This is a genomic window from Halalkalicoccus paucihalophilus, assembly GCF_001593955.1.
GTDB classification, from domain to species: Archaea; Halobacteriota; Halobacteria; order Halobacteriales; family Halalkalicoccaceae; genus Halalkalicoccus; species Halalkalicoccus paucihalophilus.
The window spans coordinates 226,670-246,182 of record NZ_LTAZ01000017.1 but is presented as its reverse complement, the minus strand read 5'-3'; the positions used below and the strand labels follow the sequence as shown (position 1 = coordinate 246,182).

General features: G+C 49.0%; 17 protein-coding genes and 1 pseudogene. 13 read left to right on the top strand and 5 right to left on the bottom strand.

Annotation, left to right across the window (positions count from 1 at the left end; genetic code table 11):
* Window positions 1-612: 612 nt before the first annotated feature.
* From HAPAU_RS19080 to HAPAU_RS19075, 3 genes are all read left to right on the top strand, one after another.
* Window positions 613-4,488, top strand: a complete 3,876-nt coding sequence (locus tag HAPAU_RS19080) for an Eco57I restriction-modification methylase domain-containing protein (RefSeq protein WP_066385758.1) — start codon at window positions 613-615, stop codon at window positions 4,486-4,488.
* Window positions 4,489-4,551: 63 nt separating this feature from the next.
* On the top strand, window positions 4,552-5,034 hold the full coding sequence (locus HAPAU_RS20695) for a dual specificity protein phosphatase family protein (protein ID WP_084383920.1): 483 nt from the start codon (window positions 4,552-4,554) through the stop codon (window positions 5,032-5,034).
* Between the two features lie 2 nt (window positions 5,035-5,036).
* A complete protein-coding gene (locus HAPAU_RS19075) occupies window positions 5,037-5,651 on the top strand; it encodes a hypothetical protein (RefSeq protein ID WP_157078575.1) in 615 nt (204 codons plus the stop codon).
* Window positions 5,652-6,379: 728 nt separating this feature from the next.
* Here HAPAU_RS19075 and HAPAU_RS21375 read toward each other — a convergent pair.
* From HAPAU_RS21375 to HAPAU_RS19055, 3 genes are all read right to left on the bottom strand, one after another.
* Complete coding sequence (locus HAPAU_RS21375) at window positions 6,380-7,015, bottom strand: hypothetical protein (RefSeq protein ID WP_157078574.1); 636 nt, start codon at window positions 7,013-7,015, stop codon at window positions 6,380-6,382.
* Between the two features lie 58 nt (window positions 7,016-7,073).
* On the bottom strand, window positions 7,074-8,099 hold the full coding sequence (locus HAPAU_RS19060; protein WP_157078573.1) for a hypothetical protein: 1,026 nt from the start codon (window positions 8,097-8,099) through the stop codon (window positions 7,074-7,076).
* A 304-nt stretch (window positions 8,100-8,403) separates the two neighbouring features.
* Window positions 8,404-8,637, bottom strand: coding sequence for a hypothetical protein (locus HAPAU_RS19055; RefSeq protein WP_066385891.1), 234 nt, complete (start codon window positions 8,635-8,637; stop codon window positions 8,404-8,406).
* A gap of 202 nt (window positions 8,638-8,839) precedes the next feature.
* On the opposite strand from HAPAU_RS19055, the gene HAPAU_RS21370 reads away from it, so the two are divergent.
* The 4 genes from HAPAU_RS21370 to HAPAU_RS20680 all read left to right on the top strand — a co-directional run bounded on the left by HAPAU_RS21370 (window position 8,840) and on the right by HAPAU_RS20680 (window position 11,529).
* Window positions 8,840-9,046, top strand: coding sequence for a hypothetical protein (locus tag HAPAU_RS21370; protein WP_157078572.1), 207 nt, complete (start codon window positions 8,840-8,842; stop codon window positions 9,044-9,046).
* Window positions 9,040-9,795, top strand: coding sequence for a hypothetical protein (locus HAPAU_RS19050; protein ID WP_066385750.1), 756 nt, complete (start codon window positions 9,040-9,042; stop codon window positions 9,793-9,795). Before HAPAU_RS21370 ends, HAPAU_RS19050 begins: the two co-directional genes overlap by 7 nt.
* Before the next feature lie 175 nt (window positions 9,796-9,970).
* Window positions 9,971-10,678: a hypothetical protein gene (locus HAPAU_RS20685; RefSeq protein WP_157078571.1), complete on the top strand. Its 708-nt coding sequence runs from the start codon at window positions 9,971-9,973 to the stop codon at window positions 10,676-10,678.
* Window positions 10,679-11,223: 545 nt separating this feature from the next.
* Window positions 11,224-11,529 (top strand): hypothetical protein, encoded by a 306-nt coding sequence (locus HAPAU_RS20680; RefSeq protein WP_084383919.1) that lies wholly within the window; start codon window positions 11,224-11,226, stop codon window positions 11,527-11,529.
* Between the two features lie 166 nt (window positions 11,530-11,695).
* On the opposite strand, the pseudogene HAPAU_RS23180 reads toward HAPAU_RS20680, so the two are convergent.
* Window positions 11,696-11,977, bottom strand: a pseudogene (locus HAPAU_RS23180) (RNA-guided endonuclease TnpB family protein); the annotation flags it as partial.
* Window positions 11,978-12,078: 101 nt separating this feature from the next.
* Between HAPAU_RS23180 and HAPAU_RS20670 the strand changes: the two are divergent.
* Complete coding sequence (locus HAPAU_RS20670; RefSeq protein WP_084383918.1) at window positions 12,079-12,852, top strand: fumarylacetoacetate hydrolase family protein; 774 nt, start codon at window positions 12,079-12,081, stop codon at window positions 12,850-12,852.
* A gap of 63 nt (window positions 12,853-12,915) precedes the next feature.
* Here HAPAU_RS20670 and HAPAU_RS19035 read toward each other — a convergent pair whose 3' ends face one another.
* Window positions 12,916-13,599 carry a 4-carboxy-4-hydroxy-2-oxoadipate aldolase/oxaloacetate decarboxylase gene (locus HAPAU_RS19035; RefSeq protein ID WP_066385746.1) on the bottom strand — a complete coding sequence of 228 codons (684 nt, stop codon included), beginning with the start codon at window positions 13,597-13,599 and terminating at the stop codon, window positions 12,916-12,918.
* A 108-nt stretch (window positions 13,600-13,707) separates the two neighbouring features.
* Here HAPAU_RS19035 and HAPAU_RS19030 point away from each other — a divergent pair, with 108 nt between their 5' ends.
* The 5 genes from HAPAU_RS19030 to HAPAU_RS20665 all read left to right on the top strand — a co-directional run bounded on the left by HAPAU_RS19030 (window position 13,708) and on the right by HAPAU_RS20665 (window position 19,484).
* A complete protein-coding gene (locus HAPAU_RS19030; protein ID WP_066385745.1) occupies window positions 13,708-15,150 on the top strand; it encodes an amidase in 1,443 nt (480 codons plus the stop codon).
* A gap of 54 nt (window positions 15,151-15,204) precedes the next feature.
* A complete protein-coding gene (locus HAPAU_RS21365; RefSeq protein ID WP_157078570.1) occupies window positions 15,205-15,888 on the top strand; it encodes a thioredoxin family protein in 684 nt (227 codons plus the stop codon).
* Between the two features lie 617 nt (window positions 15,889-16,505).
* Window positions 16,506-17,411 carry an ABC transporter permease gene (locus tag HAPAU_RS19025; protein WP_084383917.1) on the top strand — a complete coding sequence of 302 codons (906 nt, stop codon included), beginning with the start codon at window positions 16,506-16,508 and terminating at the stop codon, window positions 17,409-17,411.
* A gap of 1 nt (window position 17,412) precedes the next feature.
* Entirely contained in the window at window positions 17,413-18,456 is a 1,044-nt protein-coding gene (locus HAPAU_RS19020) for an ABC transporter ATP-binding protein (RefSeq protein ID WP_066385740.1), read from the top strand.
* A complete protein-coding gene (locus tag HAPAU_RS20665) occupies window positions 18,453-19,484 on the top strand; it encodes an ABC transporter ATP-binding protein (protein ID WP_084383915.1) in 1,032 nt (343 codons plus the stop codon). Before HAPAU_RS19020 ends, HAPAU_RS20665 begins: the two co-directional genes overlap by 4 nt.
* Window positions 19,485-19,513 lie beyond the last annotated feature (29 nt).

Sequence of the window (19,513 nt, the reverse complement as noted above, 5' to 3'; positions counted from 1 at the left end):
TCAAATGGCTTAGTTTGACGCGGCAGTTGCAGCGACTAAGGCTAGTGACGATATTTCGGGCAAGGGAGTAGCCGTAATCCGGATGGAATTTCCATCTACCGGGGGAATGACAGTAGTTACGCGGTTATTTACGATGCCAAATCGAGTGCTGAACCGTATCGGCTACGAACGGGAAACGAACGGCAGTTTGAGGATTACATCAATCAGCATATTGGCAAGCTTCAACGGCGAGGCATCGATAACATCTATTTCGTCGTTATCCCGGGGTCGTTCGTTGATGAGGCTCGTGAAGAAATTCGTGCGCTGAAGATCCGGACGCCGATTCGGGAGGTCCGGTTGCTCGAGGCTAACGCCGTTATTGAACTGCTTGAGAACTCTCTTCGGGACCCGGAGTTTCGGCTTGGTCCTGGTGGGTATCAGGGTGTTGGGCTGCAGGATTTCTTTGTTGAGAGTGGGATTCTTACTGAGGCCTACGTTCGGGAGAACTCGGGTTGTAGAGAGCAGGTTTTTGTGGGTTGTGGCGACTGTCAGCTCACCATAGGTGACAGTGACACCGAATCGTTAATCACTCATGGATGAGACAAGCGGAGCATAACGGCCTCACCGGATTTCATGTCCCAATCTGCTACCCCAACACAACGTGAGTTTGTCGCTGAGGAATTCGAAACCAGCGTCACGGAGGAAACTACAACACAGCTCGCTCGCGAGATCGAGGAGATTGTGCGTTCACTCCGGCGAGCAATTGGTGACGATGATCTGATTGAGGAGCTTCTCCGTAATCGGTCCCGCGTCCTTCGGGAAGCCGACTCGGTCGAACGGAGTGACCCCGAACCGCTCACCCAGCAGGTCTTCATTGAGCCGCTCTTTGACGCGCTAAACTACCCAACACTCTCTCTCGAAGCTGGTGACCTCTCCGATCAACGCGGTCAGCAGGCCGACTATGCGGCCTCTCTCAACGAGTACGCTGACATCGACTCGAACCGACTGTTGATCGAAGCGGAGCCAGTCAACAAACGCCTCGATCAATCGAAACACGGCCTCAGCCAAGTCAAGGATTGGCTCGAGAAGGACAAGTTCGAAGCCAATCTCGGCATGGCAACCGACGGCCTCCGCTGGATTTTCATCAAGTACGATCGGGATACCTATACGCACGACACGATCGCGGAAGTTGATTTGCAGCCTGTGGTGCTTGCGGCCTTCGAAAATCTCGTCGGTCCGAACGAAGCCACCGACGTATGGCTTGACGATGAGCTGCGCTCCATAATTGAGGAGTTCACCCGTGTCTTCGAATTCGAGAACTTCCTCTCGATTGCTGGGGATGCCCCGACGGTCATCAAGGAACGCAAGCAAGCGATTACCGACGAGTTCTATGATGAGTACGTTCAGCGGGTTTTCGGGATCGGTGACGGCGAGGATGAACCCCGATCGCGGTCATTGATTGGTGAGGGGATTGTTGCACCACCGAAGGCGACCGGCGATGATATCCGGCTGTTCGCCGTCGAGTTGATGAACCGGCTCATCTTCGTCAAGTTCCTCGAGGACAAGGAGCTTGTCGACTCAGGGCTCCTCCGGAGTCTGCAGACAGCTCACAGTCAGGGGATGCACCCTGATAGTTTCTACAAGACGTTCCTGGAACCCCTGTTTTTCGGCGTGCTCGATGAACGCCCGAGTGAGCGTCCCGAACGAGTCCGTGGGATGGCCCTCTATGAGGACATTCCGTACCTCAACGGTGGGCTATTCCGGCCGACTGAGACCGGAGAGGGTGGCATTGATGATACGGATTTCGACGTTCGTGATTCCGTTCTGGGCTCGATTATCAATCTACTCGAACGGTATACCTTCTCGGCGGACGGTGGGCCCACAGATTTGGATCCGAGTATCCTGGGCAATGTCTTCGAGAAGACGATCAACCACATTACCGGCGATGCGGGCGACCAGAAAAAGGAGCTTGGAGCCTACTATACGCCTGACGAGATTACTCGGTTCTGTGCTGAGGAGACGGTTCGGCCTGCACTGCAAGAGCGGTTTGAGGAAGTGATGATCGAGCAGTGGGGCTGGACTGAAGAGATGGCCGACTATGATGACGTGTATGCGTTGATCGAGGCCGTCCCTGATTCGAACATGGACGTGATCAAGTCGCTATTGGCGGAGATCGAGAGCTTTCGGGCGCTTGATCCCGCCTGTGGGAGTGGGCATTTCCTTACTTCTGTGCAGGCGGAGATCGTTGGAATTCGGAAGGCACTGTATGAGGGCCAAGAGGAAGAGCCCGATGAGTGGGAACTGCGCAAGCAGACCGTTGTAGAGAATATCTACGGCGTTGATATTGTTGAACCTGCGGTGGAGATCGCGAAGCTTCGGCTCTGGTTATCGATCATTGCGGAAGTCAATATTGAGGAGGTTAGGGAGTATAGCGAGGACGAGTTGGCGTTGCCCAACGTTGTGTTCAACGTCCGGCAGGGCAACAGTCTAATCGGCTATACGGATCTGATGGAAACGAGTGGGGATGGGGATCAGGCCCGGTTATCGGCGTGGGGGCCTGATAGTGTGCGCCAGCGGTACGGGAATATCATTACAAAGGTCTCGGAGCACAAGCGTGCGGAGACGACCGAGGAGGCCCAGCGCTACCTCCGGGAGGCCGAGAAGCTGTTAGGGGAGTACCGGGTGGACCTCGACGAGAAGGTGCTTGCGGACTTCCAGGAGGCCGGCGTGGAAAACATCGATTTGGAGAGGATTCGGGAGTTCGAGCCGTTCCACTGGGTCTTGGAGTTCGCTTCGGTGTATGCGGATGGTGGGTTCGACGTGGTGGTCGGGAATCCGCCGTGGGACCAGCTACGTCCGAGTCGGGACGATTACTTCTCCCGATTCGACGAGCGGTTCAGAACCCGAATGCCTTCGGACAAAGACGCGAAACAAGAGGAACTGCTGTCGGATGAACGGATTGCAGAGGGTTGGAAGGATCATCAGCGGAACATTGAGATCCAGATGCGGTACTTCACAGATGGATCAGCCTATGAGCTACAGAAGCCAGTAGTCGCAGGACGGAAAGACCCGAATGAGAACAATTTGGCTGCGCTGTTTCTAGAGCGGGTGTTCAATCTTGTTCAGGAGAACGGATCTGTCGCGCAGGTCCTTCCCGGTGTAATTTTCAATGGCTCCTTCTCGAAAGAGCTCCGTTTGAAGATGCTAAACGATTCCAATATTAGAGCACTTGTACAATTTGAAAATCACGGAATATTTGAAGGATTGCATGCTCAGTACAAATTCGGAATAGCGGTCTTCGAGAATTCAGGAACAACAGATGTACTGACAGGTTTATTCGACCAACGAGACATTAGCGTTCTATTTGATCTCGATCAACAAGGATTGGAAATACCTCGACAGGTATTAGAAGAATATTCCCCAGAAGCTCGGTCCTTCCCTTTCGTAAAAAGTAAAGAGGAAGTCGATGTCCTACGGAAAATACTGTCTTATCCCTCTCTTGGGGAGAATATTTCAGAAAAATGGAGTGGTATTCCACGTCGAGAACTCGACCGTGCTCGCGCTTCTGACCGGTTTGTCGAAAAATCCGAGGGGCATTATCCAGTCTATGGTGGTAAAAACATTCATCAATTCCATCATGGATCCGAACTCTCGGAAGAGATTGAACCACCTGTATTATGGAGTGTTGAGGAAAATCAGCCAGATAAAAGTGCAAAATATCGAGTTCGGGAGCGTTTATTTAATAACGGGAACCTAAAACGAGCCATCTACGAACAGTTCGGTGGTACAGAAACGAACAAATCGCAGAAACAATTTGTCAACGACCTGCTTTCTGAATATCGAAAAGAGTCACTCTCAGAAGCAGATGTCTTACCTGATTTTACTGAATACCGAGCTGTCTACCGAGACATTAGTAATTCTACAAACGAGCGTACTATGATTGCGACAGTTATACCGAAAGGCATCGTTTGCGTACATACGCTTCAGACGTTTCCAGCTTATAATATCGAGATCGAAGAAAAGAATCTCAGCGATTGCCCCCTACATAGTGCGTATAAACGAGCATACAGCGACAGAGAACTGTTCGTACTCGTAGGTCTCTTAAACAGTCTTCCATTTGATTTCCTTATGCGGACCAAGGTTGACACTCATATTGTCCGCTACAAATTCACCGAATCCCAGATGCCCCGCCTCACGGAGGGCGATGACTGGTTCGAGTACATATCTTCGCGCGCCGCGCGGTTAAACTGCTACGGGGAGGCCTTCGTGGAGATGCGCGAGCGCCTTGGTGGGATTAACCCCGCCACTGACCCCGAGGAGCGGAAACGCCTGCAGGCGGAGATCGACGCGGCCGCGTTCCACGCCTATGGATTGGATAGGGAGGAGACTCAGTTCGTCTGTGATGATTTCCACCGAGTACAGAACCCGCGATTGATGACTGATGACTACTTCGATCTGGTGCTGGAGAAATACGACGAGTTAGCAGACAACTGGATTGATGCAGAATAAGAATCAGAGCGATGAACGAACTTGTCCCAACGTTATTACCGCCAATATAGAATATATACTTATATGCAAGAAGTATATGACGGGCTCTACGTTGGTGACGACCGAGATTGCCACGCTGCTCCGTCGGATTGGGCTGTCGTTCACGCCTGCAAACACAGCTGTCATCAGGATGCTGTTGGATATCGCGGATCGCTTTCATCCGATCATCCAGAATACCTCGTTGCCGACCGGGAAATAGACCTCTATCTCAACCTCGTCGATATGAACCGACCGCTTTCCCACGAGTACACAGAACCAATCATAGAAGCAGCGTTCGACTTCATTGATACGCATCTGCCAGACAGAGAGGTCCTCATTCATTGCAACCAAGGGCAATCACGATCACCGGCACTTGCACTACTGTATCTCGCAAAGCGCGAAGAAGTCATTCCGAATGAGGATTACGCGACAGCGAAGGCGGCATTCAGTGAACGATATCCGGATTTCGCACCCGGTAACGGTGTTGATTCGTATCTCCGCAAATACTGGACACAACTAGGAGTATAACATTGACCGAACCAGAGGACCATACGGAGGGTGAGGAGGGTGCGACTACAACCAATACTTCGGGTTCTACCGCTTCCGTCACACCACATACGCAGACGAATGCAAGTGAGAAGTTGGATGCTCTTGACCGGTACGAGCGTATGATTGACGTCCAAATTCAGACGCTCAATGACATCGATAACAAAGCGGAGTATCTCACTCGTTACTTGGCGATTCTTATTGCGCTTCTGTTTACTGGTGCGTCGTTCGTGCTCGATGTCGGAGTTGCAGATGGATTCGTTTCCGAACTGTCGTTGTTCACGACGTTGGTACTGGGACTCTTGGCGTTGACTGTCTCAGTAGTGTTCTCGATTATCACGTATCTCTCGAGCGTGTTTCAGTACGGGCCACGACGGGAATTTGCCGAGGACATTGCGGATCACGATATTGGCGAGAAGCTCTATGCGGAGATCATGCTTAGGACGTACAGCGACGCGATCTACCAGAACAAGCGAGTAGTGCGCCAAAATTCGGCTCGATTCAAATATGCACTGACAGGGTTACTGAATGGTGTACTATTCCTGGCTATTCTGCTCACGAGCCTCGGGATCGTTATACAGGTTCTCGTCGAGCAGTAGAAGAAGTACGGTCTGGTGGTATCCTGGTCATACAGAAACCTTACCATGCTAACGTAGATTGGGGATAGCAATTATGGTAAGTGGGTTTAATACGACACATCTATAACATCAAATCTGGCTAAAGTCCGATTACTATCCAGATCTATAAGCTCCAATTTATGATACCGATCATTGGTAGATACCGAACTATTAGAATAGATTTCAAGTACCCAAGGAAAGTTTCTCTCAGAAACTTTTTCGCACTTTAGAATGCCGTCTTGTGGTAAATATGTATGTTCTCGTTTAGGCTTATTTCGGAGATCAGCGTTAATTTCATTAGAGGGCGAAAATTGAATGTTGAACTGTGAAATGAGCTTTGATAGCTGAATGTGTCCATGAAGAGTACAAGATCCATCTTGGAGGAGTAACAGATCTCTGTTCTCTGCAATTTTGTCTGGCTGACGCTGTCCATCTACTAAGTGAGTCGGTGTACAAGAAAGATCAATACCGAAAGGTCTGCCAGAGATATAATGATATAGAATAGAAATAATGATAAATAACAGAGCGAGTATAGCTAGTAAATTTTGGCGAGGTTGGAGTGATGGAAGGCCTGAGAGCCCAAAAATAATAGATGCACCAGTAACTGCTACGTATTGTGCATTCGTTGCCCTATAGTGAGATATGAATTTTCTAGTAGAAAGGAGAATAGATGATCTATAAGAGATATCTCCGCTTGCCATGAAATTGAGCTAACTATCAGCTAGCACTTCACGTTCAAAAACTTGTATGATGTATTCTCGTCCTTCTTCAGAAGAAGCTTCAATCTGGAGTTTTCCTTGGTCATATTTGACAAGAATTGACTCGTCTTGATATTGAAATCCGACTGTTGCCGTCTCAATAGCGTAATTGCCGATAACATCTTCTTTATCGACACCCTCAATTTCTTGATATGGAACCTCAAATCCATTGTCGAGAACGTGGATTTTTAGAATCCTATCTGCTTGGGAAAAGAAATCCCAAAGAGAATCCTCTGCAGCATGAAGATTACGATAGATGGTTATCTCAGTAGGAACTATATCGGCTAAAGAGCTATAAATTGAATCAATAGACGTAACATCGGTTTTCAATTCAATGATAAGTAGATTTGATCCATCTCTAAATTCAAAATCAAGAGATATATTGCGTCCAGAAGTGTATTGTGATGGTTCTTTGTAGATCGCTGTGCCTTTGTGAATCTGCTGATCGAACGGATAATTCTCACAGAGGGGTTCGGCTGGTTCAGATTCGACAAATTCAATTGAAAGATTTTCTGTAGAAGTTTCTGGTAAGAGACCCTCCCAAGTAGGGCCGGCCGTATCCGCTCTGCGTAGGTTAGCGACGGCCATAGTAGTTTACCTCTCTATCTCCATGCTCATAGAGTATAGGATTTGGTCTCATAACTAGTTATCTATTAAAATCAGCCAGCCCAGACTGATACTGTTCATACTCCTCTGTGCTTCCTTTTTTCCTGAATTTTCCTATAACATCATCTATAGAGAAATTGATTTCAATCCCTTGTCTATCGCATTCATTGTAGAGATCTATGAAAAACTCAACAGGTGGATAACGATTTTCAGCATCAAGGTCCTCCCAATATTGATAAAGACCTGTAAAGCTCCTCATAAAGGCGAGAGATAAGATGATTCTTTCAAAATCGGATGACCCTTTAATTGCATGATCGGCTTTGATGTGGATTCGTCCATCAGTTGAGATACGTGCTCGAACGAATTGTCCACCTATTTCGAATACTCCCTCTAAGGCTACAAGTCCTTTCTGTTGAAGCACTCCGATTAACACGAGGGCAGATTTAGTAATATCTATTGAGTCAGTCACTTTACTATGCTGTCCAAGCAGATCCGGACTTTCACCACTAATCTCTGCGTCGGTCAGCATATTGATTGATATACTTCCAGGAAGATCATCTCCGTTTTTCTCCTTCGAGAAAAGCCAGAGTAAGAACTCAGGATGGAAACTGATTTCTTTGATTTGTATGTAATCATCTAAGGCATATTGGACTAGTTCTTCTGCTTTTCGAGTTTCAGTTTTATTACCCTTTATAAAGAAATAGTCAGGGTAAGCCCAATATGCATCGAAGGATGAATTTTTGGCTAAAGTAGGTCGGTTCTCAGTAGACCCATTTATAGCAACTTCATGGTATTCCCATATTTCTTCCAAGTATCTGAAACCATGGATCTCACCTAATTCACGCTCAATCTTAGGGCTAACAGAGGTATCTTCCATGAATTGAGAAAATGGAAGAACTTGATAACCGTGCCCAGGGTTATCAATAGAACCGTCGGAAAAATTCGTCAAGTCGTTACTGATTACTTCCTGAAAATCTAAATCAGAATTGATAATTTTTGTGGTATAAATGCCGTTAAAAACCAATCGGCCATCATATGTGAATGGCTCCTGTTCCCCCAATTCCATAGGAGATTATCTCTTCTACCTACGTAATAAATTGATGGCTTTGAAATCAGCTTGATCAGAAGTAGGTTGCTAAGCAATTCTGACAATACATTGACCATCCCTGAGACTAATATCTGGTTGGATTGCATGCCAACGGTGACCCTCGTAATGCGAGATGACAAAATCAGTGCTACTTGGAGGTGCTTCTGTATATCGCCCTTACGCAGGCTGTTGATTGCGAAGCGTCATGAAGAATAACAAGCGCGACGGGAGCTGATTAGGTACCTGTTGGCTGAAAACTACGGGGGTCTTTGAGTATAGTTCGCTATTCTCGAGGGTCATCTACAAACTCATAGAGACCACGAGCAGTCCGTTTTATCCACCCGGCACTCGTTAGACTACGGAGACAAAACTCGACATTTCCCTTATCGAGTTCTGTTTTTTCGATAAGCCAAGTGGGGTTTGCTCGTCCCCAGGGCTTTTTTTCCTTTCTTCCGTCTTTTAGAGCCTCTAGGATGAGTTCGTCTTTTTCAGTAGGTTCGTAATCCTCGTTAACCATTTGCTGGACCTGAATACGCATACGTGATACATAGTATCTTATCGTTTATAATACAAATCATTTTGCGTTTCTTATTGCAGTTTGTAATACAAAGCTATAAGTGCCAGTCGATTATAATCAAACTTGGAAGCGCAAAAGTCGCCAGAATCAATCTGGCCCGGTGATAGAGACACCGGACCGCGCTTCTGGACCAACAGAAGCAATGAGCACTAGCAACTCAGCCCCAGAAAACAGTATCGCCTCCGAACAAACTACCCGAATCACCGGTCCTCACATCGAACCCCCAACAGTCGCTAACGCCACCACCTACTGGCGCTGTGAAGCCTGCGAACGGGAATCCATCCGCGAGCAGGATCTTCACCGCGAGGGTTTCCACGCCGAGGACTGTGAGGTGGCCGACCGATGCTGACCGAAATCAGCACCGACACCACCCAACTGTTCGCCGGCGCGCGACTCTCACAAACCAATCCCGAGTGTACCGCCTGCAACCGAACGCTTAGAGAAGGCGAACAGGTCACGATCTACGCTGCCCGCCAGGAGGACGCCCCCACCTTCGCGATCGAACGCATCTACTGCCGCGAGTGCACCCCCGAGAAGCTCACCAGCCCGACGCTGGGCCTGAGCGAACACCTCCTCCAGTCTCGGCTCACTCGAACGCTGGACGTCTGCACCCAGGGCGAGTTTCAGACACTCGGCGAAATCACGACACTCGATGCAAGCGCCCCGAGCCAAGGCACGGCCGAAGCCCACAACGAAGACCCCCCGACAGCCCTCCTCCGGGATACCCACATCCAGAATCCCGCCAGCGCCGTCTATCACATCGATGACGGCGAGGGTCAGCCCCTCTGTAACTGCACGAGCGACGCCCAGTACACGCCCGTGCCACTCGCGGAAGCCGAGGCGAGTACGGCCCGTCAGTGCGGGAACTGCCAAATCGCCTGCCAGGGCGAACAGGCAACCCAGCCCTGCCCGCACTGCAGTACTCAGATCGGGATGAGTGCGTGGCCCCAACACGTCCGGGCGTGTACGGGTGATCCGACCGACGCCGCCGAGGAGACCGATCCCGACGGCGACCCTGCGATCACCCAGACCCAGCGTGCCACGAGCCCGGCCACACGCACGGGCGCTCGTACACCGCTCCACCAGCGCCAGGAGTAACCCGCGCCAGCAATGGGCGGGCTCTCGCACAGCGCCAGCACTGTACGCCCACCGAGAGCCCTGCCTGTAGCACCTCTTGTCCTGCGTGGAGTCACCCCGCTGAGCCACGCGGTCGAATCGCTTGCCAGCCATGAGACGGGCTCGATCGTCTCATTTGTGACACACCACATTTCCGATGAATGAAACCACCACACCTACCGAGAGTACCGCTACTGACCAGCCGACGACTGAGGAACTAACCCTCGAGGCCGTCTACGAACAGCTCGAGGCGCTCACCGATCGCGTTGCGGAACTCGAGGCCGAAGTCGAACGCAAAGACGACCGGATCGAGGAACTCGAAGCAGAGCTCACCGAGTACAAGCGCTTTGCCGGTTCGGAGTTTGCCGACGTTCGCGGACGGATCACCGAGGTCGAAGACCAGACCCAAGAGCTCGAAACGACACTCCAGGAGACGCCCACAGCGACCACCACCGTTGACGCCGAGGAGAACGGAGCCTCCCAGACCACGACTACGGAGACACCATTAGAGCGGATCTGTACGCTTCCCGAGCACGTCGTCGATCGCGAGCTCACGACCAACCAGAAACGCGCGCGCTTCATTGCTCGGGACGTGCAGGACTACGCCGAGAGAGCGCCTGCTGGCCTTGTGCTCGATAGTCGAACCATCACGAAGGTCTTGACTGCGATGGAGGGAACGAAGCCCCACACGCAAACTGTGGCCCGTGTCATGAACTTCCTCGAAAAGCTCGGAAAAGACGAGGTTGAGCAGACGAAACGACGCGGGAAGAAACTCGTGGTCATCAATGAGGAAGCAGCCGACCGCTATCACGATCGTTGTGATCGGGATATTGAGCAACCCCCCGCAGGAGGCGTGATTTCCTAACAACGGGACAACAACAAGGAGCAGAGCTTCCGACAACCACCCCGGGCACGCCCTCCGCTCCTAGTCACAACTCCGAGCAGCCTTCCCTTGGTGTAGTAGTAGTGGAGGGAGTAGAAACGATTTTGCTGGTTCTACCTTCGGAAGTATATCACACCACGGTGTGATTAGTCAGACAACGCCTTGTGCAACATCGTGGCTCTCCAGTAGGGACTGTTGCACAAGACTCGATACTCCGTCTGATTCTGTTTTAGGTAGACTCGTTGCTAGCGCAGCCGGACTGACCGCTGTACGGTTTAGTGGATCTTCTGGAGAACTTCGAGAACGGCGACGCGGCGGCAATACTGAGCGAACCACTACTGACGATCGTAATGATCAAAATTACTTGATACCGGTTTGAGCGAGACCCGCACGAGGTCCTCGAAGTCCGCGCGACCGCATAGGCGTTGGCTGCCTTGTGGTGATTGGCGCGTACCATGAGCAGCTCGCATGTACGGATGAGAGAGAATACCAAACACTATAGTTTAGAGTGACATAGAAGTGGAACAATGCTAAATCAATTAGAAAAAGAGATGATAATTATCGAACGGCATATAGATATTCTGAGTAGAGTCATTGAAAATGAGCCTATCGGGATCGTAAAGCTGTCGAATGAGGGTGGATATAAGAATCACAAGGTCCGCTATTCACTTAGAATTCTCGAAAAAAGTGAACTTATCGAGCCTTCTCCGCAGGGAGCAACTGTGACCGAGCATACTGCAGAATTTGTTGAGTATCTTGATGAACGACTTGAGACAATAGCTGACAAACTTGACACAATGAAACTCGAGAATTATATCGAAAATAATCATTGACCGTCTCTTGCGCCTGAAGACGTGGAAATTTCAAGTGTAAGGAGAGTATAGTTTATTTCCTTATATTATTTTGATATGAAATATCCCGAAGTTTGATTGAACAGGTAGATTACTAGCCATGCCAGCTGACTGTTACCATATCCTCTGTCAGAGGATTCTATGTTATCATTTGACGAATGTTCATCGCGTCGTTCACGTCCGGTCGCGTCTCGTATTCTGCGAGGATGAAGTCTGAGCGGTGTTGTTTAAGCGTTGAAGTCTTCGGAGAGACGGTGTTTGCTGTGCTTAGAAGAGTGTTTGATGTTGTTCTGTTACTTCGTTACGGGAAAGCGTGGGTGGTCGCCACACTTCTAGTAACGGGTGGATTTGCGTTTGAGTTACAGTTCTTGCGCTTTTTGAACCAGCCGCCGAACGTTTCAGCACCTTCTCGAAGAACTTGCTGGCTTGAGTACAAGGAAAAGAACGAGGCTGCCAACTGGGTTGTCAAATGTAGGATTATTGTAAAATCTAGATACATTTATATTGTACTGTGCCAGCATATGACTTGGTATGAAAACTGCACGATTCCTAGATCCGGCAGGCAGTATACGAACTGGTGAGTGGAACGGCAATTCAGTTGAATTCGGTAATCAACGGTTCGATCTTGAGGATGTGTCTCTGCTTCCACCAACAAACCCCTCGAAAATTATCTGTATTGGATTGAACTACGCGAATCACGCTAAGGAGACAGATTCAGATATTCCAGAACGGCCATTGTTGTTCTTCAAAACACCCAATACTCTCGCCGGCCATCGGGATACAATTACCCTTCCGGAATCCAAAGACCGTGTCGATTTTGAGGGTGAACTTGGGGTGGTTATTGGCGAGCAATGTCGAAATGTTTCCATAGAAGATGCAGAAAAGGTTATTGCAGGATATACATGCGTTAATGATCTCTCGAATCGCGATGATCAGCGTATTGAACAAAACTGGGTACGCGGAAAATCGTTCGACAACTCTGCACCAATTGGCCCGGTACTGGCAACACCTGAACATCTGCCAGATGGTGCAACTGTCGAAACTCGACTCAATGGCGAGGTACAACAATCGTCATCTATTGACGACCTTATTTTTGATATCCCGGAACTCATCGCTGAAATCACCGAACTAATCTCACTCGAAGCGGGTGATATTATCGCTACGGGAACACCAGAAGGTGTCGGCCCGATCAGTGGTGGAGATGTGGTTGAGGTGGAAATCGAGGGTATTGGAACGCTCAAAAACGACTATCGTGCGAGCAAGTTTTCTGGTGATGAAACGCACGACTTTGTTCCAAATCAATAGATTCTAGAGCGTAATGGACGCTATCTGTCGAACATTATTGAACTGCATACATATTCACTTGTTCTATCCCTCATTGACAGAATCAACAATTTGTACGTCATGCTCAGCGATTTTCTTATCAAGATTAAGAAGTTCGTAGAGAGACTCCCCTTCGTGTATCTGTCGTCGTAGGTAGTCCTCCTGGTCAGCTTTTGCTTTTGTAGCTTCTAAGATCTCAGAAGCGTTTTCACGCGGGACTACGGTAATGCCATCGGAATCGCCACTGAGAATATCTCCCGGTGAAACGACAACACCACCAACAGCAACAGGAACGTTTACCGATCCAGGTGTCTCTTTGACTGCACCTGCCTGAGAGATCGTGGGCGCAAATACTGGGAACTCGTTATTCGCAAGCCATGCTGAATCACGAACGTTACCATCGGAAACGAAACCAGCGAGCCCTTGTTTCTGAGCGTTCAGAGTCGACAGTTCCCCCCATACTGCCGCACGGTCAGAGGCAGTCGCGACTACAAGTATATCTCCCTTCTGCGCATAATCAACCCCCGCGTGGACCATCATATTGTCGCCAGGTGGGACCTGTACAGTGCATGCAGGTCCGCAGACGGTCTCCTCCCCACTAATGGGACCAATATCGGGTGCCATGGCATTCGTTTTACCCAGTGCTTCGTGGATGTCAGCTGTACTGTACTCCGAAAGTTCACTGATCACCTCTTTTGACGGGCGATCGAAATCACGTACGATAACCATCGAATGAAGCAAGGAATTGTGATCGAGACATAATAAGCTATTTGTTCTCGTGTGATACGCTACCAATTCAGAAACCTTTTTGAGCGATTCACCTCACCATATAATGGTATGCCAAAAACACACACACTTTCGGCCACCCACCTTGCCCAAGAAATACGTACCGGTAATCGTTCCCCAGTGACGGTCGTTGACGAACTATTGGATCGCATTGATAGATACAATGATCGAACAAACGCATTTGTCACTACTACTGCCGAACAGGCACGACAAACTGCCCAAGAAGCCGAGCGTGCTGTAGTAGAAGGGAACGCATTGGGGCCCCTTCATGGTGTCCCGGTAGCTATAAAAGATCTGAATAATGTCGCAAATATTCGGACGACATTTGGTTCAAGATTATTTGAAAACCATATCGCTGAAGAAGATGATGAGTTTGTACGACGACTCAAAGCAGCTGGTGCTATTGTGATTGGTAAGACAAATACCCCCGAGTTTGGTCTTGGCTGTACTACAGACAATCTCACCGTTGGGCCGACAGGGACACCGTTTGATCCAACAAAAATCGCCGGCGGTTCCTCAGGCGGCGCTGGTGCAGCATTAGCAGACGGATTAGTCCCGCTTGCCCAAGGTTCGGATACCGGTGGCTCGATTCGTACTCCGTCTTCTTGCTGTGGTGTGTTTGGCCTGAAACCATCGTTTGGCCGTGTTCCACGTGTGAGTCGACCCAATGCGTTCTCTGATCATACACCATTTTCACACACCGGTCCAATGGCACGAACAGTGGCGGATGCAGCTTTAATGCTTAATGTAATGTCAGGACCAGATCCAGATGATCCATTCAGTCTTCCGGATGATGGAACGGACTATGTCGCGGCCACCGAGCGATCGATCGATAACCTTCGAGTGGCCTACAGCCCTGATCTACAGATCTACCCAGTCGAGTCAACTGTCCGGGATGTCGTGGATGAGGCCGTCGAGGTATTGTCCGATGCAGGTGCCGTAGTCGAATACGCTAATCCGGAGTTTGACTGCAAACAAACCGACGTTCTTGATGCCTTCTATACGTTTGCCAAGGTACTCTGGGAATCGTTATTTGACAACTTGGAAACCATCTACGGACTAGACCCACGTGGCACAGATAAAGAGAAACTTCGACCAGTTACTGTCAAAACCATTCTAGAGAGTGAGTCAGTCACAACTCAAGAGTACAAGCGCGCAGATGTGACGAGAACAACAGTATATGAGGGAATCGTTGATCTCCTCCGGGAGTACGATATCCTCATAACTCCGACGCTCGGTGTCCAGCCGTTTCCACACGGTGAGTTTCCAACAATGATCGATGGGATCGAGATCGAACCGCTTCGAGGCTGGCTGCTTACTCAGCCATTCAATTTCTCGGGTCACCCCGTTGGGGCTGTTCCTGCAGGACTTTCAGAGGATGGGCTCCCCATTGGAATGCAAGTAGTAGGCCGCAGACATGCAGATGACGATGTACTGGCAATCAGCGCAGCCATAGAACGGGAGCGTCCCTGGATACATGATTACCCGATGTGAGCAATAGCTGATTCGGGGGGAACTCTTTATACCACTAGTATAATATGAATAATCATGGATAAAGGGAGTACCAGCGAGTTGCTGTTCACTACCGGGGTACTGACCCTACAAAATGGAGGAATCACAACAACAGACCAGTTTGAATCCACAGTTGAGAAATATAGTCGTGAAACACGGGGACTCCTACCAGAAGAACTGTCCGGTATTATCAACAATCGAATCCAAGAGGAATTACTTGTCGAACCATTCCTGAATCTTGAATCTGAGGATCACCGATCTATCGCTGAATTATGTGCGCTCTATGATCATCTGGATCCTGCTGGTACGGCAATGAGATCACCAGTTGATAGTTGGTTATCATTGCTGCCAATATTATACTTATTCCGTGATACAGAGACGCTACTAGAAGGAGTTCCTGAATCATTTATACCGATACCAGCACCGCACATTCCACACTTGACAGTGATCTATTCTCCAGCGATCGTCTATATTTGGCTTGATGAGTGCCCTCCATGTGATAAGACGAAAACGGACCTTGAATCGATTTTTACAGGTACTCACGAAGTAATGCCGTTTGCGGTGTATGGGCCAAATCATCAAGACTTCTTAATAAGTGAATATGAGGTTACTGCGGGACCTGTATTACTATTTATGCGCAATGGGACCGTTGAGACACGGTTATATGGGAACCAGGGTTGCCGTGCTATCAAAGCGGAACTGGCCAAGTGCAAAAGGTGACTCCCTTCCATCCTTTAGGGCGGGATAGTTCACTATATGACTGAAGTCACCCACCCTGCTGTGAAGGGCTTGCCTGTTAGAGTACCAAACCAACGGAGCATCTTCTTACCGGTGTTCTCACGCTCCAGCCCTGCTACGCACCCATATAAGGTTTCACACGGTCCGTCTCGGACGAGTCGGGGCATCGTTCCCAATTCCAGACGCCAGTGACTGTTGGCCCGTCTCAACAAAGAACAGTCGCGTGGTCCCACTGAGAACGGTGGCGACTGCAACTGCGTTCAATTCATCTACCCTGCTAAGACGTCCTGTGGTTGCGCAACCGACCATCTGCATCAGTGACTATTCTGCCACCTTCTTGCGACGGGCGTAGCTACGGGACGTAGGGTCCTACACCTGACAATTCCGGCGGGTGCGTAGTAGGACGTACGCGATTCCCGCTCTTTCCGAAGGGGGGATTCCCTCGCTGATTAAAGACGGAGACGACCTCGTCTAACGAAATACTTAATATGGATCGCTGGTTGTTGGTTGTTAACGCATATCTCTATGGTAAACGAAAATGTAAATCATTGTTTTGGGTGTACGGGATATGATTTGAATAAGTGTACTATTAAGATAATATGAATATAGTAAGAAAAGTACAGGAATCTGCCAGCGGCGATCTTAGCATCCTTGCAAAGAAGACATTACAAAACCTATTACGTGAGCGAATTACTAAACTTGCATTCGCATGCTTAATCTTGATTCTATTTACAGGTGCTATTGGACCATTAGTTGCACCATATGACTACAATGAGCAACAACTCACTGCAGATGGACAGTTAGACCGCTATTCGCCACCGTCGGCAGACCACCTGTTAGGGACGAACGATCGGGGTGAAGACGTGCTTTCACGGCTCCTCGTTGGAGCGCGAGCCACCCTCATCACTGGACTACTGGCCGGAAGCCTGATGCTAGTTCTCGGGTTATCTATTGGCGTTACAGCGGGCTATATCGGTGGTCAGACGGAAAGCGTGCTAATGCGCTTTGTGGACTTCATGTATGGTATTCCGTTCATTCCATTTGCTATCGTTCTTATCACCTTCTTCGGTGCAGGCTTTTACACCACGATCGCGATTATCGGATTAGTTCTCTGGCGCTTTATTGCACGAGTGATACGTTCTCAAGTACTACAAATAAAACAACGACCATACATCATGGCGGCCAAAGCCTCTGGAGCTAGCACCCCATGGATCATCCGAAAACATATTCTACCGAATATTGCCAATATGGCCGCACTTTTCTTTGCTATGGGAGTCGGATTAGCGATTCTTGAACAAGCCGGCTTGTCATTTATCGGCGTTACTGATCCGTTCACACCAACTTGGGGGATAATGATACGGAATGCACACCAATCGGGTCGTGTCGCTGATGCTTGGTGGTGGTCATTCCCGCCAGGAATCATGATTTCGCTTACAGTACTATCGCTGTATCTTCTCGGTCGGGGCTATGAAGGTACGAGCGGGGATGATGAGGTGGTGGTGTAAGATGTCTGATCCAATTCTTGAATTCAACAACGTCGATATCGAGTATCAAACCCGTGGAGATAACGCCGTTCACGCAGTCAATGATGCCACATTTACTATTGACGAGCATGATTATTTCGGGTTAGTTGGTGAAAGCGGTTGTGGCAAGAGCACCATTGCTGACGCGATCGTCGGTGGCCTTGACGACAACGGTGAGATTTCTTCTGGCACGATTCGATATAAGGGAACGGAAATTCAGAACTATTCGGAATCACAGTTCAACAAGGAAATTCGCTGGAAGGAGATATCGGTTATTCCCCAGTCGTCAATGAATAGTCTTGACCCAGTTATGAAGTTGAGTCAGCAGGCCGTTGAGATAGCAAAGTACCATACTGACCTCTCCAAAGCCGAGGCGATTGATCGTCTCCGCGAACTATTCGATGTGGTCGGACTCTCGGAATCACGGATCCATGATTACCCTCATCAATTCTCTGGTGGAATGCAACAGCGGGCCATCATCGCATTCTCGCTTTTTCTCCAGCCTAGTCTCATCATCGCAGATGAACCTACAACGGCGCTCGATGTGATTATGCAGGACCAGATCCTCGACCACATCAATAGTTTGAAAGAAGAATGGGAAATTAGCATGTTGATGATTACCCATGATATCTCAGTCGTTTTCGAGAACTGCGATACAATGGCAGTAATGCATGGTGGGCAAATTGCGGAAGCAGGCAATGTCGTCGATCTCTTCGACCGACCGCGTCATCCCTACGCTATCCTGCTTCAGAACGCATTCCCGGACGTGAGATATCCTGATCGAGAGTTAGCCGTCATCGAGGGACATCCCCCACAGTTGCGGGAAAAGCCTGATTTCTGTACGTTTGCAGATCGATGTCCGTGGTCTATTGCAGAATGCTATGAGGGTGCCCCGGACCCTCAATCAGTTGAGGGTGATGAGGACCATCAAGCATGGTGTATCAGAGCCAATGAAATGGATGAACTGGCAGCGGATCACCTTACAAAACCAGCTGAAGGAAGGAGCATTTTGGAGGACATTCAATGAGTAGCGATGTACCAGTCCTTGAACTACGAGGATTAGAAAAGTACTTTAACACATCATCGGGTCTTCTCGATACTGTTAAAAACCGAATTACAAGAAAGAGCCCAACGTTTGTCCAAGCTGTTGATGGTGTGAACATGCAGCTGTGGGAAAATCAGGTACAGGGCGTTATCGGTGAGAGCGGCTGTGGGAAAACCACATTACTCCGAACACTTATCGGGCTTTATAAACCAACCAATGGCCAACTTTTATTTCACGGAGACCCAGTGTCAGAGTTCACTAAAGAAGAGTGGAAGGAATTTCGTCGGCACGTCCAGATTGTTTTCCAAGACCCATTCAATTCATTAGATCCAAAGTTCAGTGTCCGTCGAACAGTAGCTGAACCCCTTGAAATACACGGTATCGCCTATGATATTGGTCAAATCAAGGAAATGCTAGAATCAGTGGGACTGACACCTGCCGAAAAGTATCTTGGTCGGTTTCCCAATCAGCTCTCAGGCGGTGAGAAACAGCGTGTTGCTATTGCACGCGGACTCATCACCAAACCGGACGTCATTTTAGCAGATGAACCAGCATCAATGCTTGATGTGTCGACTCAAGCAGAGATTCTAAACCTTCTAAATAAACTTACTGATGAATTTGGTGTCTCTATGGTGTATATTTCTCACGATCTCTCGACGGTTTCGTATATCTGTGACAAAATCAATGTGATGTATCTTGGTAGAGTTGTAGAGGAAGCGCCGACTAAACAACTGTTAACCGAGCCTAAACATCCCTACACGCAGGCACTCATCCAGTCTATTCCGATTCCAGACCCACACTATGAACGTGAACGGGCAGCTGTTGGCGGTGAACCGGGTGATCCGATTAATATGCCTGCGGGATGTCGGTTCAAAAATCGCTGCCCCGAACGGATGGACGTCTGTGATCAGACACCAATGGATGTGGCTCTTTCAGATGATACTAATCGTACAGTAGCATGTCATCTCTACTATGATCATTCTACCGAAAAGACGGAGCAAGCACAATGAAACCGCATACTAACATCAGTTACGATGTA

Coding starts and splice junctions, on each gene's coding strand:
- HAPAU_RS20680 (WP_084383919.1), top strand. CDS start 11,224: ATGCTAAATCAATTAGAAAAAGAGATGATAATTATCGAACGGCATATA.
- HAPAU_RS21365 (WP_157078570.1), top strand. CDS start 15,205: ATGGATAAAGGGAGTACCAGCGAGTTGCTGTTCACTACCGGGGTACTG.
- HAPAU_RS19080 (WP_066385758.1), top strand. CDS start 613: ATGTCCCAATCTGCTACCCCAACACAACGTGAGTTTGTCGCTGAGGAA.
- HAPAU_RS20670 (WP_084383918.1), top strand. CDS start 12,079: ATGAAAACTGCACGATTCCTAGATCCGGCAGGCAGTATACGAACTGGT.
- HAPAU_RS19025 (WP_084383917.1), top strand. CDS start 16,506: ATGAATATAGTAAGAAAAGTACAGGAATCTGCCAGCGGCGATCTTAGC.
- HAPAU_RS19030 (WP_066385745.1), top strand. CDS start 13,708: ATGCCAAAAACACACACACTTTCGGCCACCCACCTTGCCCAAGAAATA.
- HAPAU_RS19050 (WP_066385750.1), top strand. CDS start 9,040: ATGCTGACCGAAATCAGCACCGACACCACCCAACTGTTCGCCGGCGCG.
- HAPAU_RS19035 (WP_066385746.1), bottom strand. CDS start 13,599: ATGGTTATCGTACGTGATTTCGATCGCCCGTCAAAAGAGGTGATCAGT.
- HAPAU_RS21375 (WP_157078574.1), bottom strand. CDS start 7,015: ATGGCCGTCGCTAACCTACGCAGAGCGGATACGGCCGGCCCTACTTGG.
- HAPAU_RS20685 (WP_157078571.1), top strand. CDS start 9,971: ATGAATGAAACCACCACACCTACCGAGAGTACCGCTACTGACCAGCCG.
- HAPAU_RS19055 (WP_066385891.1), bottom strand. CDS start 8,637: ATGGTTAACGAGGATTACGAACCTACTGAAAAAGACGAACTCATCCTA.
- HAPAU_RS19060 (WP_157078573.1), bottom strand. CDS start 8,099: ATGGAATTGGGGGAACAGGAGCCATTCACATATGATGGCCGATTGGTT.
- HAPAU_RS20665 (WP_084383915.1), top strand. CDS start 18,453: ATGAGTAGCGATGTACCAGTCCTTGAACTACGAGGATTAGAAAAGTAC.
- HAPAU_RS21370 (WP_157078572.1), top strand. CDS start 8,840: ATGAGCACTAGCAACTCAGCCCCAGAAAACAGTATCGCCTCCGAACAA.
- HAPAU_RS20695 (WP_084383920.1), top strand. CDS start 4,552: ATGCAAGAAGTATATGACGGGCTCTACGTTGGTGACGACCGAGATTGC.
- HAPAU_RS19020 (WP_066385740.1), top strand. CDS start 17,413: ATGTCTGATCCAATTCTTGAATTCAACAACGTCGATATCGAGTATCAA.